The following is a 13,942-nucleotide window of genomic DNA, read 5'->3' as shown; positions in this document are numbered from 1 at the left end:
GCGGTTCACCGGCAACCGGCTTTCACAGCCGAGGTGTTGCTCTGTCATAGGCGTGTGACAGCGGTGTCGTGAAGCGAGGACGGGCGTGACCTGTGGGGCCTGCGGGCGCTCATAGTGATCGAACGAAGTACTCGCTTCCGAAGGGAAATCCGTGATGAACCGCCACCTGCGCAAGGCCGTCGTCGTCACCGCCGCGATCTCGGCCGGCCTGCTGATGACGGCCTGTCAGAGCAACTCCACCGGCAGCGGCACTTCGAGCACCGGCCAGCACCAGTCGACGTCCAAGACGTCATCCAAGACCTCCTCCAAGACTTCGGGGACGGCCAAGAAGTCGACGACCTCCCAGAAGACTTCGTCCGGTACGACCGCCCAGAACGCCTCGAAGTCCGGGCAGGGCGTCACGGGCACCTTCACCGGCGGCACCGTCAGCTACCTCGCGCCCGGCAAGTACATCGTCTCCGTGCCGGGCAAGACGGACCAGGCCTTCTTCGTCGCCGACGACACACGAGTCAACGGCGCCGGCACGATCTGCGGCAGCGGGCAGTGCACGCTCGACCAGCTGGAGACGGCCACCAAGAAGGCGGCCGTCACGGCCGACGTGACCCTGAAGAAGGGCGTCGCCACCCTCGTCAGCGAGCGTGCCTCCACCGGCTCCGGCGCGAAGGGTGTGAACGGCACCTGGCTCGGCCAGGTCTCCTACCTCGCGCCGGGCAAGTTCACGGTCTCCGGGCCGAAGGGCGCCGAGCAGGCCTTCTTCGTCGCCGACGACACCGTCATCAAGGGATACGGCACCATCTGCGGCAGCTCCGCGTCCCCCGCCACCTGCACGCTCGACCAGCTGGAGACCGCGGCGAAGAAGGGCCTCGACGCCACGGTCGTCCTCGCGAACGGCATCGCGACGTCGGTCACCGAGGACCACTGAACCGCCGGACGGCCTTCCGGCTACCGGCCCTCCGTGAACCGGCGTCCTACTGCGTCACCGTGAAGTTCCGCAGGATCGCCGCAGTCAGCTCCGGGTCGCCCTCCGCCTTCAGCCGGTCGGCGACCGCGTCCGGCGTCACCCGGCCGCAGGCCAGGCGGACGAAGGTCTCCCAGTCCAGGGTGAGGGTGGCGGCGGGGCCGAGCGCGGGGGCCGTCTCCAGGGTGCCGCGGCCCTGGATGTCGACGCGGATCGTGCGCAGGAACTCGATCGGGCCGTGCACGTCGAAGACGATCGCCGAACTGCGCGGCGCGTCCGCCTTCTCCGCGACCACGGCGGGCAGTGCACCGAGCAGCACGTCCCGCGCGATGTGCGCGCCGGGGGAGTCGAGGTTGCCGGGCCGGCCGAGGGCGGCGCGCAGGTCCTGCTCGTGCACCCAGACGTTGAACGCGTGGCTCCGCACGGCCTCTTCGAGCGTGAGCTCGGTGCCGAGCGGGCCGCGCACCTTGGTGCCCGGGTCCCGCGACTCGTTCCGCAGCTGGCGGTTGCGGCGGATGATCACGTACTCCAGCTCGGAGGTCATCTCCGGCGCCGTGTGATGACGGCGTACGTCGACCTGCATCTCCATGTAGCGCTGGTGGTCGTTGGTGACGTGGAACAGGTCGCGCGGCAGCGTGTGGATGGGCCGCGGGTCGCCGAGCATCTCGCAGTCCAGGCCGATGACATGGGACACCACGTCACGGACAGACCAGCCGGGGCACGGAGTCCGTCGGTTCCACTCACCCTCCACCAGCGGCCCCACCAGCTCGGATATCGCTTCGATGGAATGGGTCCAGGCGTCGGCGTAGGGCTGGAGGGTGGGATGCAGACTCACGGAACGGGACCCCTCGGCGGTCGGTACACGGGCTGGTTGGCGGCGTTGCCAGTGGGAGGTGGCTGCTGTCGGCGGGTGTCTTGAGACGCTAAGTTACGCTGCTGTGAGGCACCCCGGCAGTGCTTTCGTGTGACGATCGTAGGCCCGTGTGAACGACTCGAATGCCAGGACGGTGGTAGTGTGCGCGCCTCTCTGCTCCAGATCGACGTGAACGAGGGCGAATCGGTCGAATCGCGCCGGGGGCGTGTGGCCTCTCTGGTACGGGAGCAGGCCGGGGCCGATCTCGTGGTGCTGCCGGAGCTGTGGACCACGGGTGCGTTCGCGTACGAGGGGTTCACCGAGGAGGCCGAGCCGATCGACGGGCCGACGCACGAGGCGATGGCGAAGGCCGCGAGCGACGCGGGCGTGTGGCTGCACGCGGGCTCCATCCCCGAGCGTGCTCCATCCGAAAGCGGCTCCGCCGCCGGTTCGGGCTCTCTCTACAACACGTCTCTCGTCTTCTCCCCCTCCGGTGACCTGGTCGCCGCCTACCGCAAGATCCACCGCTTCGGCTTCGACAAGGGCGAGGCCGTGCTGATGGGCGCGGGGCGCGATCTGGTGACGGTCCGTCTGCCCGAGACCACGCTTGGCCTCGGCACCTGCTACGACCTCCGTTTCCCCGAACTCTTCCGCGGCCTCGTCGACAACGGCGCCGAGACCCTGGTCCTGCCAGCGGGCTGGCCGGAGCGCCGCCGCTCGCACTGGACGCTGCTGGCCCAGGCGCGGGCGGTCGAGAACCAGGCGTTCGTGCTTGCGTGTGGAACGGCCGGGACCCATGCGGGAGTTCCGCAGGCGGGTCACTCGATCGTGGTGGATCCGTGGGGCGAGGTGCTGGCGCAGGCGGGCGCCGGCGAGGAGGTCCTCACCGTGGAGTTCGACCCGGCGAAGGTGGCGACGACGCGGGAGCAGTTCCCGGCCCTGAAGGACCGGGTGCTGGGCCTGGAGCCCCCGCGCCGCTGAAGCGGGCCTGCACAAAGCAGAACCGGGCCTGCACAACAGCACAACCCGGCCTGCACAAAGAGGGCGTCAGTCCTCCTCCCGCTCCTTCTCCGCCAGGTGGATCACGCACACCGCCACCGCGATCAGCAGCGCCGGGTCCGCGTCGTCGCGTACGACGTCGACGCCGTACGTCTCCCGGACGTGCAGCCAGCGGCGCGAGATCACGGCGAGCAGCTCACCGTCGTACTCGACGGCGAACTCCCGGTCGAGGATCTTGCCGCTGACGTCGAGTTCGGTGCCGTCGACCAGGGTGACCCGGTAGTGGTTGCGCAGCAGCGACAGGCGCTTGCGCCTGATGCGGGCCAGGACGTCGCCGTCCCGTTCGATCACCATCGTGTCGCGCAGGGCGAACATCTTCTGGTGGATGTCGATCAGGACGCGCCCGTGGGTGTCCTTCAGCTCGAAGGTGTCCCTGAGCCGCATCGCCTTGCCGTCGACGAGGAACACCTTGTCGCCGTGCTGGTCCTCGATCCAGTAGTCCTCACCGAAGCCGAGGAGCCGGTCGCGCACTTGGAATCTCATACCGACACCCGTTCCCCGCCGACCGGTCCGAAACGCCGTCGGTAGGCCGACGGACTGAGCCCGGTCTCGCGGCGCACACGCGCGCGTAGGTTGGCCGCCGTCCCCAGGCCGCTGCGTTCCGCCACGACGTCGAGGCGCCGCTCCCCGCGCTCGATCAGCCGGCAGGCCAGCGCCACCCGCTCCCCCGTCAGCCAGGCCAGCGGGGTCGTGCCGAGCTGGGCCTGGAAGCGGCGGTGCAGGGTGGCGGGGGAGACGGCCGCGCGGGCCGCCAGGCCGGCCACCGTCAGCGGCTCCCCCAGCCGCTCCCGTGCCCAGGCCAGCAGCGGCGCGAGCGACTCGTCCGGCACCCGCGGCAGCGGCCGCTCCACGAACTGCCGCTGACCGCCGTCCCGGTGGGCGGCGAACACCAGGCGCCGGGACACCGCGTTGGCGACCTCGGCGCCGTGGTCCCGGCGTACGACGTGCAGCCCGAGGTCGAGGGCGGCGGCGCTGCCCGCGGCGGTGAGGATGCCGCCCTCGTCGACGAAGAGGACGTCGGCCACGAGCCGCACCCCGGGGTGCAGCCGGCGGAACTCCTCGGCCCACATCCAGTGCGTGGTGGCCCGCAGCCCGTCGAGCAGCCCGGCCTCGGCGAGCGCGAAGCTCCCGGTGCACAGGCTCATGACCCGCGCTCCACGCGCGTGCGTGCGCCGGATGGCGTCCAGGACGGCGGCTCCGCGCGGTACGACGTTGTCGGGCCGGCCGGGCACGACCAGGGTGTCCGCGTCGTCCACCGCGTCCAGCCCCGCCGCGCCGGTCAGCGTGAAGAAGCCGTGGTTCATCCGCACCTCGCGCGTGGGCGTGCACAGCGTCACCTCGTACAGCGGGGTCGGCAGCCCCAGCTCGGGCCGCGGCAGCCCGAACAGCTCGGTCGCCACGCCCACTTCGAAAGGGTTGGTGCCCTCGTCGACGATGACGGCGACCTTGTGCGGGCGGCGCCGAGCGGGTTCAGAAGGCCGAGAGCGCTGAGAGGATCCTTGCGGCATGTGCGATTTCTAGCACTCGCCCGCCGCCCGGACCACCCCGCACGATGGCCCCATGCCCACCGAACCGATCCGTCTCGCCCAGGCCCTCGCGTCCTTCAGGGACCAGTGGAGCCCCCGCATCGTCACCACCGTCAACGACTACGACGTCCGGGTCGCCAAGGTCGAGGGCGAGCACGTCTGGCACGTCCACGACCACACCGACGAGTTCTTCCTGGTCCTGGAGGGCGAACTGCACATCGCCCTGCGCGAACCGGCCGGCGAGCGCACGGTGGTCCTCGAGAAGGGCTCGGTCTTCACGGTCCCGCGCGGGACGGAACACAAGCCGTACGCGCGCGTGCCCACCGAGATCCTCCTCCTCGAACCCACCGGCACCCTCACGGTCGGCGACCACCACGACGAGATCCCGTCCCACGTGGACGCGACGACCGGCCACGCCCTCAGCTGACCGGCCCCCGGAATCCACCGGTCCGGGGGGTGTCCCGGAGTTGAACATTCCGCGCCGGAGCGGAAGTTGACCAACCAAACCGGCGCAACCCGAGTCGGACGTTACGCAAGCGGCGCAGCCGTACACGTCCCACTCGGAGGTCTTCATGCACGTTCGTCCCGCCCGCCGCGGCGCGATACGCGCCGTCCCCGCGCTGACGCTGGCCCTCGGCGCGGCCCTGGCCGCACCGCTCGCCCTGGCCGGCAGCGCGGACGCCGCGACCGCGTCGGCCACCGCCGAGGTCAACCAGTACGACTGGCAGCTCACCTACCGGGCCGCCCCCGGCCAGACCAACAAGGCGAAGGTCACCGCGTCGCTCACCGCGGACAAGACGGGGATCACCTACGTGATCGACGACATCGTCCCGATCACCGCGGGCCACGACTGCGCCTATCTGTCCACGAGCGACCACACCAAGGTCTCCTGCACGGTCACCTTCGTGGACAGCCAGGACCCGTACGCCGCCCTGATCGCGAACCTCGGCGACGGCAACGACACGCTCGCCTACGACAACGCGACGGACCAGATCTACTCGTACGCCCAGATCTCCCTGGGCGCCGGCAACGACAAGGCGACCGACTCCGGCCGTCTCGACGGCGCCTACGTCTCGGGCGACGCGGGCAACGACACGATCACCGTGGGCGCGGAGGGCCTGGCCTGGGGCGGTGACGGCAACGACACGATCAACGCGAGCGGCGGCGACAACATCGTGCAGGGCGGCAAGGGCGACGACACGCTGCACGGCGGCAGCGGGGCCCAGTACCTCTCGGGCGACGACGGCAGGGACACGATCACCGGCGGCACCGGCGCCGACACCCTCTACGGCGGCAAGGGCAACGACGTCCTGCACGGCAACGCCGGCAACGACAAGCTGTACGGCAACAGCGGCAACGACCGCTTGTACGGCGGCGCGGGCAGGGACACCCTCTCCGGCGGCCCCGGCTCGGACGTGGTCCACCAGGACTGACGGGGCCGGGCGACTCCGGAACAGGCGGGACGGCGGTCCGCGGGCGGGCCCGGGCCGGTTGTCAGTGGCGGGTGGCACCCTTGATCCATGACCGCTTCGACTCCCCGCCGCGTCCGCGTCCGCGCCCCCGAGCTGGTCGGCAAGGGTGGCTGGCTGAACACGGGCGACAAGCAGTACACCCTCGCCGACCTGCGCGGACGCATAGTCGTGCTCGATTTCTGGACGTTCTGCTGCATCAACTGCCTGCACGTCCTCGACGAGCTGCGTGAGCTGGAGGAGAAGCACCCGGACACCGTCGTCGTGATCGGGGTGCACTCGCCGAAGTTCGTGCACGAGGCCGAGCACGCGGCGGTGGTCGACGCGGTCGAGCGGTACGGCGTGGAGCACCCGGTCCTCGACGACCCGGAGCTCGCGACCTGGAAGCAGTACGCGGTGCGCGCGTGGCCGACGCTCGTGGTGATCGACCCGGAGGGGTACGTCGTCGCGCAGCACGCCGGTGAGGGCCATGTGCACGCCATCGAGCGGCTGGTGACGGAGCTGGAGGCCGAGCACGAGGCGAAGGGCACCCTGCGCCGCGGCGACGGCCCGTACGTGGCGCCGGAGCCGCAGCCGACCACCCTGCGCTTCCCGGGCAAGGCGCTCGTCCTGCCCGGCGGGTCCTTCCTGGTCAGCGACACCACCCGGCACCAGCTGGTGGAGCTGGCGGCGGACGGCGAGACCGTCGTACGCCGGATCGGTTCAGGGGCGCGCGGATTCGCGGACGGTACGCCGGACACGGCCACCTTCAACGAGCCTCAGGGCCTCGCCCTCTTCGATGAAAACTCGGTCGTCGTCGCCGACACCGTCAACCACGCCCTGCGCCGCCTCGATCTCGCGACCGGCGAGGTCACCACCCTGGCCGGCACCGGCAGGCAGTGGTGGCAGGGCTCGCCCACCTCGGGCCCGGCCCGCGAGATCGACCTGTCCTCCCCGTGGGACGTGGCCGTCTTCGGCGGCAAGGTGTGGATCGCCATGGCGGGCGTGCACCAGCTGTGGGCGTACGACCCGGCGGACGGCACCGTCTCCGTCACCGCCGGCACCACCAACGAGGGCCTGGTCGACGGCCCCGGGCAAGAGGCCTGGTTCGCGCAGCCCTCCGGGCTCGCCGCCACCGCCGACCGCCTCTGGCTCGCCGACTCCGAGACGTCCGCCCTGCGCTGGGTGGACCTGGACGGCAGCGTCCACACCGCCGTCGGGACCGGTCTCTTCGACTTCGGCCACCGCGACGGACCCGCCGAACAGGCCCTGCTCCAGCACCCGTTGGGCGTCACCGCGCTCCCCGACGGCTCGGTGGCCGTCAGCGACACCTACAACCACGCCCTGCGCCGTTACGACCCGGCGACCGGAGAGGTCACCACCCTGGCCACGGACCTGCGCGAGCCGAGCGACGCCGTCCTAGTCGGCGAGGACATCGTGGTCGTGGAGTCGGCCCGGCACCGCCTGACCCGGCTGCGGCTGCCGGAGGAGGCCGTACGGGTCGAGTCCGTCGCCCACCGCACCCGGCGCGCCGCCACCGAAGTGGCCCCCGGGAAGCTTCGGTTGGACGTGATCTTCCAGGCGCCGACGGGCCAGAAGCTCGACACGCGGTACGGCCCCTCGACCCGTCTCCTGGTCTCCTCCACCCCGCCGGACCTGCTGCTGGCGGGCGAGGGCGCGGACACGGACCTCTCCCGCACCCTGGAGCTCAACCCGGAGATCGCGGAAGGGGTCCTGCACATATCGGCGATGGCCGCGTCGTGCGACGACGACGCGGCCAAAGAGTACCCGGCCTGCCATGTCCACCAGCAGGACTGGGGCGTCCCCGTCCGCGTCACCGCGGCGGGGACCGACCGCCTGCCCCTGGTCCTGGCCGGCCTGGACGACGTCGGCCTGGACGACCGGACGCCGTGACCGGCCGTCGCTCAGACGCCGTAACCGTCGCTGTAGCCGTCGCGCCGGTGATGGTGGGGACCTGTCCCCTCCTCGTCGATGACCGGTGTGGTGGGCGGCACCACCACCCGGCGCCGGCGCGCGATGCTGCTGAAGGTGCTGACTCCGATCAGACCGACGATCATGAAGATGATCCCCACCAGGTCGAGGTTGACCCCCTTCATGTGCCAGTCGGTCGCGAACGTGAGAATGGCTCCCGCGGCGATGAGGATGATGCATCCACCGAGGCCCATGAGTGTCGCCTCCCTGTCCGGTCCGGTTCTTCCGGTCCTCCGGTCAACGGCGAGTACCCATGGGCCCGGTGTAGGAACCTATCCCTCCAGGAACGCGACCAGGGAGTTCGCCAGCAGGTACGGGTCGTCCGCGCCGCACAGCTCGCGGGCGCTGTGCATCGACAGGATCGCGACGCCGATGTCGACCGTCCGGATGCCGTGCCGGGCCGCGGTGATCGGGCCGATCGTGGTGCCGCAGGGCATGGAGTTGTTGGAGACGAAGGACTGGAAGGGCACGTCGGCCCGCTCGCAGGCGGCGGCGAAGACCGCGCGGCCCGAACCGTCCGTGGCGTAGCGGTTGTTGACGTTGACCTTGAGGATCGGGCCGCCGTTGACCCGCGGGTGGTGCGTCGGGTCGTGCCGCTCCGCGTAGTTGGGGTGGACCGCGTGGCCCGTGTCCGAGGACAGACAGACGGTGCCCGCGAAGGCTCTCGCCCGGTCCTCGTACGACCCTCCGCGCGCGAACACCGAGCGCTCCAGCACGCTTCCGAGCAGCGGCCCGTCCGCGCCGGTGTCCGACTGCGAGCCGTTCTCCTCGTGGTCGAAGGCGGCGAGTACGGGGATGTAGGGCAGGCCGGCCCGGGCCACGGCGGCGAGCGCGGCCACGCCCGCGTGGACGGAGAGGAGGTTGTCCATCCGCGGTCCGGCGAGGAGTTCCTGGTCCCGGCCCAGGTAGGCGGGCGGTTCGACGGAGTGCGTCATCAGGTCCCAGCCGGTGACCTCGCCCGGAGAAAGCCCCTCGTTCTCCTCCAGGAAGGCGATCAGGTCACCGTCCCGTACGTCGCTGCCCAGCCCCCAGATCGGCTGGAGATGGCGCTGCTTGTCCAGCTTGAGGCCCTCCGCGGACACCGAACGGTCCAGGTGGATGGCGAGTTGGGGGACGCGCAGCAGTGGACGGTCGATGTTCACCAGCCGGGTGGAGCCGTCCCGCAGGGTCAGCCGGCCGGCCAGGCCCAGGTCGCGGTCGAGCCAGGAGTTCAGCAGCGGGCCGCCGTAGATCTCCACGGCCACCTGGCGCCAGCCGTGCGCCCCGGTGTCGGGCAGCGGCTTGACCCGCAGGTTGGGGGAGTCGGTGTGCGCGCCGACGATCCGGAACGGCGTGTGGGGCGCCGCGCCCTCGGGGACGTACCAGGCGACGATCGCGCCGCCGCGCAGCACGTACTTGCCGCCGCTCGTCCCGTCCCAGGCGTCCGTCTCCGCGACCTGCCGGAACCCGGCCTTCTCCAGCCGCTCGGCGGCGCTCGCCACCGCGTGGTACGGCGACGGGCTGGCCGTCAGGAAGGACATGAGGTCGTCGGTGTGGCCGCGGTCGAAGCGGGGGGGTTCGCTCATGGGGTTCACCTTAACGACGTACGAGGGCCCGCTCCGCGTACGGGGAGCGGGCCCTCGCGAGGGCGATGGGGAATTCTGGCTACCCAGAACCGGGGGTGCTAGAACGCGGCCTCGTCGAGCTCCATGAGGTCCAGGTCGACGCCTTCGGCGAGCTTGCGCGCACCGGTGACGCCCGGCAGGACGTTGGCCGCGAAGAACTTCGCCGCCGCGATCTTGCCCGTGTAGAAGGCCTTGTCCTTGGCGGAGGCGGTCTCCAGCTTCTCGGTGGCGACCGCGGCCCCCTTGAGCAGCAGGTAGCCGACGACGACGTCACCGGAGGCCAGCAGCAGGCGGGTGGTGTTCAGGCCGACCTTGTAGATGTTCTTGACGTCCTGCTCGGTGGCCGCGAGGTCGGTCAGCATCAGGCCGACGATCGCCTCCAGCTCGACGGCCGCCTTGGCCAGGTGCTCACGCGCACCGGCGAGCTCCTCGCCGCCCGTGCCGAGTGCCAGGAACTTCTTGATGTCCTCGGCGAGGGAGTTGAGGGCCGCGCCCTGGTTGCGGACGATCTTCCGGAAGAAGAAGTCCTGGCCCTGGATCGCGGTGGTGCCCTCGTACAGGGTGTCGATCTTGGCGTCGCGGATGTACTGCTCGATCGGGTACTCCTGCAGGAAGCCGGAGCCGCCGAAGGTCTGCAGCGACTGGGCGAGCTGCTCGTAGCCCTTCTCGGAGCCGTAGCCCTTCACGATCGGCAGGAGCAGGTCGTTGAGGGCGTGGTCGGCCTTGGCGTCCTCGCCGGCCGCCTCCTTGAGCTGGATCGTGTCCTGCACCGCGGCCGTGTACATCACCAGCGCGCGCATGCCCTCGGCGTACGCCTTCTGCGTCATCAGCGAGCGGCGGACGTCCGGGTGGTGGGTGATGGTGACCTTGGGCGCGGACTTGTCCATGAAGTTCGCGAGGTCGGGGCCCTGGACGCGCTCCTTGGCGTACTCGAGGGCGTTCAGGTAGCCGGTCGACAGCGTCGAGATGGCCTTCGTGCCGACCATCATCCGGGCGAACTCGATGATCCGGAACATCTGCCGGATGCCGTCGTGCTTGTCGCCGATCAGCCAGCCCTTGGCGGGGTGCCGGTCGCCGAAGGTCATCTCGCAGGTGTTGGAGGCCTTCAGGCCCATCTTGTGCTCGACGTTGGTGGCGTAGACGCCGTTGCGCTCGCCCAGCTCGCCGGTCTCGAAGTCGAAGAGGTACTTCGGGACGAGGAAGAGGGACAGGCCCTTGGTGCCGGGGCCGGCGCCCTCGGGGCGGGCCAGCACGTAGTGGAGGATGTTCTCCTCCATGTCGTGCTCACCGGAGGTGATGAAGCGCTTCACGCCCTCGATGTGCCAGGAGCCGTCCTCCTGCTGCACGGCCTTGGTCCGCCCGGCGCCGACGTCGGAACCGGCGTCCGGCTCGGTCAGCACCATGGTGGAGCCCCAGGTGCGCTCCACGGCGATCTTCGCGATGTGCTTCTGTACGTCGTTGCCCTCGTCGAAGAGGATGCCGGCGAACGCCGGGCCGGACGCGTACATCCACACGGCCGGGTTCGAGCCGAGCAGCAGCTCCGCGTAGGCCCAGATCAGGGAGCGGGGCGAGGTGGTGCCGCCGATCTCCTCGGGGAGGCCGAGCCGCCAGTACTCCGAGTCCATGAAGGCCTTGTAGCTCTTCTTGAAGGAGGCCGGGACCGGCGCGGTGTTCGTCTCGGGGTCGAAGACCGGAGGGTTGCGGTCGGCGTCCGCGAAGGACTCGGCCAGCTCGTTCTCCGCGAGCCGGGTCAGCTCCTCGAGGATGCTCTTCGCGGTCTCGGTGTCCATCTCCTCGAACGGACCGGCGCCGTACACCTTGTCCCGCCCGAGGACTTCGAACAGGTTGAACTCGATGTCCCGGAGATTCGACTTGTAGTGCCCCATGGCGACGGCTCCGTAAGAGATGATTCGTTCACGTACCAACAAGTAGCTACGATGATGCTACCCGTCGGTAATAAGAAGCAACCCCGATCCGGCCATCTGTGACCGACCCCTCGTGCGGGGTCAGTACTCTGTGTGGCATGTACGGCTACGACCAGAATGTTGGCGCCCAGCAGCAGTACGGCGTCCCGCCGCAGCAGCCGATGCCGGGCGGGTACGGCCAGCAGCCGCCGCTGTACCCCGAGCCGTCCCCGCCGTCCCTCGCGGACGCGGTGCGCGCCTTCACCACGGGCCAGATGTCGGCCGAGGACTTCCAGCAGGTCTTCGCCACGTCCAAGGTCTACTGCCCGCGCGGCGACAACCCCGGCTTCCTGGCCCTGCACAACACCCAGCAGCCGGTGATCCCCATGTTCACCTCCCTCAAGGAGCTGCGCCGGTACGCGGGCAAGGAGTCCAAGTACTTCGTCATCACCGGCGCCGAGGTGATCGACCTCCTCCCCACCGGCTATGGCTTCGTCCTGGACATGGAGGGCGAGCACCGCATGGTCTTCGACGCGAAGGCGGTCGAGCAGATGGTGGAGTTCGCGATGCGCCGGATGTACGGATAACTCACGCGCATGTCACACGGGTTGCCTAGGGTTCCCGCGTGACCTCGACGGATCTTTACCCCAGAGTGCTGCGCGCCCTCGACGGCACCCGGGCCGTGCTGTGGCCGCGCGAACTCCTGCTGGAGGGCGGGGGCGTGCGCCGCCGTATACCTCTCAAGGCGATCGCGCGGGTGAAGGTGCAGGGTGACCGGAGCCGGCGGCTGACGATCGTGCTGCGCACCGCGGGGCACGAACCGGTGACGTACGGCCTCGACTGCCGTGAGTCGCGGTACGTGCAGGAGTTCGCGGAGGCTGTGCGCCGGGTGCTGCCCGAGAAGGTCTCCGGGGGGCCGTTCGACGGGCCGCGACTCGTGACGGAGGAGCCGCTGGAGCGGCGGCTGTCGCCCCGGGCCCGCCGCGTCCGCTGGGCACTGGGCATCGGCTACGCGCTCGGCCCCCTCGCGCTGTGGGCGGGCGGGGCCGGTGCGGTCCTCGTGCTCGTCTGGCTGCTGTTCCCCTGGTGGCTGTTCGCGCTCCGCTGGGTCTTCGGCTCGGGGGCGGATCCGCTCCGTGAGATCTGGGGGCTGCGGACGAGGGGGATCGTGACGGAGGGCCGACTGGAACGTTCCATCAAGCGGTACGCCGTCGAGGGCCCCGTGGTGGACTACGTCTACTCGTACGTCGATGCCGACGGCATGCGCTGTGAGCGCACCGGTCCGCAAGGGGGCCGGCGCACGGTCGAGATCCGCTACGACCCCGCCCGGTCCGGGGTCGCCAAGGTCGGACGCGGCACGGCGGGCTGGCTGGTCGCTCAGGGGGTGCTGTTCCTGCTGCAGCTCGCGCTCGCCCTGTGGGGTCCCGTGCTGCTGGTGGTCCTGCTGGTGAAAGGGCTGGTCAGGTGAGGGCAGGCCGGTGCGGGCCCGTGGGGAATGTTCTCGCGAATCCGCGTGTTCCGGGTGGCAGGAAGTTCAATGCTCAACTAAACTGGCCGCACAAGGAGGTACCGACATGCCTGCAGTGACCGTCGAGAACCCGCTGACGCTGCCGCGCGTGGCCGCGCCGGCCGATGCCGTGGCGCGCCCCGTGCTCGCCGTCACGACCGCGCCGAGCGGTTTCGAGGGTGAGGGCTTCCCGGTGCGCCGCGCGTTCGCCGGGATCAACTACCGCCACCTGGACCCGTTCATCATGATGGACCAGATGGGCGAGGTGGAGTACGCGCCGGGCGAGCCGAAGGGCACCCCCTGGCACCCGCACCGTGGCTTCGAGACCGTCACCTACATCATCGACGGGATCTTCGACCACCAGGACTCCAACGGTGGCGGTGGCACGATCACCAACGGCGACACCCAGTGGATGACGGCCGGCTCCGGCCTGCTCCACATCGAGGCGCCGCCGGAGTCCCTGGTCATGTCCGGCGGTCTCTTCCACGGCCTGCAGCTGTGGGTGAACCTCCCGGCCAGGGACAAGATGATGGCGCCGCGCTACCAGGACATCCGCGGCGGCAACGTCCAGCTGCTCACCACGCCCGACGGCGGCGCGCTGCTGCGGGTCATCGCCGGCGAGCTGGACGGCCACGCGGGTCCCGGCATCACGCACACCCCGATCACGATGATCCACGCGACGCTCGCGCCGGGCGCCGAGGTCACCCTGCCCTGGCGGGAGGACTTCAACGGTCTGGCGTACGTGCTGGCGGGCCGGGGCGCGGTGGGCGCGGAGCGGCGTCCGGTCCACATGGGCCAGACCGCGGTCTTCGGCACGGGCTCGTCCCTGACGGTCCGCGCGGACGAGAAGCAGGACGGCAACACGCCGGACCTGGAGGTCGTCCTCCTCGGTGGGCAGCCGATCCGTGAGCCGATGGCCCACTACGGCCCGTTCGTCATGAACACCCGCGAGGAGCTCCAGCAGGCGTTCGAGGACTTCCAGAAGGGCCGGCTGGGGACCATCCCCGCGGTGCACGGAATGACCGAGGGCGGCCTGTAGGAATCGAGCGACAGGGCCCGAAGCAGCACGTACGCGTGGCGGCTTCGGGCCC

General features: G+C 70.4%; 14 protein-coding genes. 8 read left to right on the top strand and 6 right to left on the bottom strand.

Annotated features, from left to right (window positions below; translation table 11 throughout):
• Positions 1-154 precede the first annotated feature (154 nt).
• Positions 155-922 (top strand): hypothetical protein, encoded by a 768-nt coding sequence (locus ABZ848_RS08070; RefSeq protein WP_360827018.1) that lies wholly within the window; start codon positions 155-157, stop codon positions 920-922.
• Positions 923-968: 46 nt separating this feature from the next.
• Here ABZ848_RS08070 and ABZ848_RS08065 read toward each other — a convergent pair whose 3' ends face one another.
• A complete protein-coding gene (locus ABZ848_RS08065) occupies positions 969-1,793 on the bottom strand; it encodes a maleylpyruvate isomerase family mycothiol-dependent enzyme (protein ID WP_360827015.1) in 825 nt (274 codons plus the stop codon).
• 180 nt (positions 1,794-1,973) lie between these two features.
• On the opposite strand from ABZ848_RS08065, the gene ABZ848_RS08060 reads away from it, so the two are divergent.
• Positions 1,974-2,792 carry a carbon-nitrogen family hydrolase gene (locus tag ABZ848_RS08060; protein ID WP_360827012.1) on the top strand — a complete coding sequence of 273 codons (819 nt, stop codon included), beginning with the start codon at positions 1,974-1,976 and terminating at the stop codon, positions 2,790-2,792.
• Positions 2,793-2,858: 66 nt separating this feature from the next.
• Here ABZ848_RS08060 and ABZ848_RS08055 read toward each other — a convergent pair whose 3' ends face one another.
• Complete coding sequence (locus ABZ848_RS08055) at positions 2,859-3,353, bottom strand: LURP-one-related family protein (protein ID WP_360827009.1); 495 nt, start codon at positions 3,351-3,353, stop codon at positions 2,859-2,861.
• Positions 3,350-4,378, bottom strand: a complete 1,029-nt coding sequence (locus ABZ848_RS08050; protein WP_360827006.1) for a helix-turn-helix domain-containing protein — start codon at positions 4,376-4,378, stop codon at positions 3,350-3,352. Before ABZ848_RS08050 ends, ABZ848_RS08055 begins: the two co-directional genes overlap by 4 nt.
• A gap of 52 nt (positions 4,379-4,430) precedes the next feature.
• Here ABZ848_RS08050 and ABZ848_RS08045 point away from each other — a divergent pair, with 52 nt between their 5' ends.
• From ABZ848_RS08045 to ABZ848_RS08035, 3 genes are all read left to right on the top strand, one after another.
• Positions 4,431-4,823 carry a cupin domain-containing protein gene (locus ABZ848_RS08045; protein WP_360827003.1) on the top strand — a complete coding sequence of 131 codons (393 nt, stop codon included), beginning with the start codon at positions 4,431-4,433 and terminating at the stop codon, positions 4,821-4,823.
• Between the two features lie 145 nt (positions 4,824-4,968).
• A complete protein-coding gene (locus tag ABZ848_RS08040) occupies positions 4,969-5,829 on the top strand; it encodes a calcium-binding protein (RefSeq protein ID WP_360827001.1) in 861 nt (286 codons plus the stop codon).
• Between the two features lie 87 nt (positions 5,830-5,916).
• Positions 5,917-7,758, top strand: a complete 1,842-nt coding sequence (locus ABZ848_RS08035; RefSeq protein WP_360826998.1) for a thioredoxin-like domain-containing protein — start codon at positions 5,917-5,919, stop codon at positions 7,756-7,758.
• Positions 7,759-7,769: 11 nt separating this feature from the next.
• On the opposite strand, the gene ABZ848_RS08030 is transcribed toward ABZ848_RS08035, so the two are convergent.
• From ABZ848_RS08030 to ABZ848_RS08020, 3 genes are all read right to left on the bottom strand, one after another.
• Positions 7,770-8,030, bottom strand: coding sequence for a DUF6458 family protein (locus ABZ848_RS08030; protein WP_360826995.1), 261 nt, complete (start codon positions 8,028-8,030; stop codon positions 7,770-7,772).
• Between the two features lie 78 nt (positions 8,031-8,108).
• Positions 8,109-9,401 (bottom strand): M18 family aminopeptidase, encoded by a 1,293-nt coding sequence (locus tag ABZ848_RS08025; RefSeq protein ID WP_360826992.1) that lies wholly within the window; start codon positions 9,399-9,401, stop codon positions 8,109-8,111.
• Between the two features lie 98 nt (positions 9,402-9,499).
• On the bottom strand, positions 9,500-11,326 hold the full coding sequence (locus tag ABZ848_RS08020; RefSeq protein WP_360826989.1) for an acyl-CoA dehydrogenase: 1,827 nt from the start codon (positions 11,324-11,326) through the stop codon (positions 9,500-9,502).
• Between the two features lie 137 nt (positions 11,327-11,463).
• On the opposite strand from ABZ848_RS08020, the gene ABZ848_RS08015 reads away from it, so the two are divergent.
• From ABZ848_RS08015 to ABZ848_RS08005, 3 genes are all read left to right on the top strand, one after another.
• The gene (locus tag ABZ848_RS08015) at positions 11,464-11,931 is read left to right on the top strand and encodes an SseB family protein (protein ID WP_360826986.1); all 468 of its coding nucleotides are present in this window, start codon (positions 11,464-11,466) and stop codon (positions 11,929-11,931) included.
• 38 nt (positions 11,932-11,969) lie between these two features.
• Positions 11,970-12,812: a hypothetical protein gene (locus ABZ848_RS08010; RefSeq protein ID WP_360826983.1), complete on the top strand. Its 843-nt coding sequence runs from the start codon at positions 11,970-11,972 to the stop codon at positions 12,810-12,812.
• A gap of 106 nt (positions 12,813-12,918) precedes the next feature.
• Positions 12,919-13,890, top strand: a complete 972-nt coding sequence (locus ABZ848_RS08005) for a pirin family protein (RefSeq protein WP_360826980.1) — start codon at positions 12,919-12,921, stop codon at positions 13,888-13,890.
• Positions 13,891-13,942: the final 52 nt, after the last annotated feature.

The sequence above is a fragment of the Streptomyces sp. NPDC047081 genome, from assembly GCF_040643775.1.
In the GTDB taxonomy this organism is placed as follows: Bacteria; Actinomycetota; Actinomycetes; order Streptomycetales; family Streptomycetaceae; genus Streptomyces.
The sequence above is the reverse complement of the archived record's forward strand: the minus strand, read 5'-3'. Positions and strand labels throughout refer to the sequence as shown.

Coding starts and splice junctions, on each gene's coding strand:
- ABZ848_RS08070 (WP_360827018.1), top strand. CDS start 155: ATGAACCGCCACCTGCGCAAGGCCGTCGTCGTCACCGCCGCGATCTCG.
- ABZ848_RS08055 (WP_360827009.1), bottom strand. CDS start 3,353: ATGAGATTCCAAGTGCGCGACCGGCTCCTCGGCTTCGGTGAGGACTAC.
- ABZ848_RS08050 (WP_360827006.1), bottom strand. CDS start 4,378: ATGCCGCAAGGATCCTCTCAGCGCTCTCGGCCTTCTGAACCCGCTCGG.
- ABZ848_RS08045 (WP_360827003.1), top strand. CDS start 4,431: ATGCCCACCGAACCGATCCGTCTCGCCCAGGCCCTCGCGTCCTTCAGG.
- ABZ848_RS08040 (WP_360827001.1), top strand. CDS start 4,969: ATGCACGTTCGTCCCGCCCGCCGCGGCGCGATACGCGCCGTCCCCGCG.
- ABZ848_RS08035 (WP_360826998.1), top strand. CDS start 5,917: ATGACCGCTTCGACTCCCCGCCGCGTCCGCGTCCGCGCCCCCGAGCTG.
- ABZ848_RS08030 (WP_360826995.1), bottom strand. CDS start 8,030: ATGGGCCTCGGTGGATGCATCATCCTCATCGCCGCGGGAGCCATTCTC.
- ABZ848_RS08025 (WP_360826992.1), bottom strand. CDS start 9,401: ATGAGCGAACCCCCCCGCTTCGACCGCGGCCACACCGACGACCTCATG.
- ABZ848_RS08020 (WP_360826989.1), bottom strand. CDS start 11,326: ATGGGGCACTACAAGTCGAATCTCCGGGACATCGAGTTCAACCTGTTC.
- ABZ848_RS08015 (WP_360826986.1), top strand. CDS start 11,464: ATGTACGGCTACGACCAGAATGTTGGCGCCCAGCAGCAGTACGGCGTC.
- ABZ848_RS08005 (WP_360826980.1), top strand. CDS start 12,919: ATGCCTGCAGTGACCGTCGAGAACCCGCTGACGCTGCCGCGCGTGGCC.